At 61.0% G+C, this 231-nt stretch carries 1 pseudogene; it reads right to left on the bottom strand.

The annotated features are described in order from the left end of the window. Positions 1 to 231: pseudogene (locus SB816_RS35315) on the bottom strand (5-methyltetrahydropteroyltriglutamate--homocysteine S-methyltransferase); the annotation flags it as partial.

Below are 231 nucleotides of genomic sequence, written 5' to 3'. Positions count from 1 at the left end.
CGATGCGCCGGAATCCGCTCGGCGGCTTTCCTCATCAGGCCGACGATGTGCTCCTGCGTCGGGATGTTCGGCGAATGGATGTCGTACACGCCCGGCCCGATTTCATTCGGATACCGGAAGCCGTCGAACGCGTCGAGCAGCTCCATGTCCGAGCGCGACGTCTCGATCGTGATCACGTCCGCGTCCATTTCGGCGATCGACGCGATGATGTCGTTGAATTCCGAATAGCAC

Origin of the sequence: Achromobacter sp. SIMBA_011 (genome assembly GCF_046535435.1) — a bacterium.
Taxonomy (GTDB): domain Bacteria; phylum Pseudomonadota; class Gammaproteobacteria; order Burkholderiales; family Burkholderiaceae_B; genus Achromobacter; species Achromobacter dolens.
This window is presented reverse-complemented; position numbering and strand designations above follow the sequence as displayed.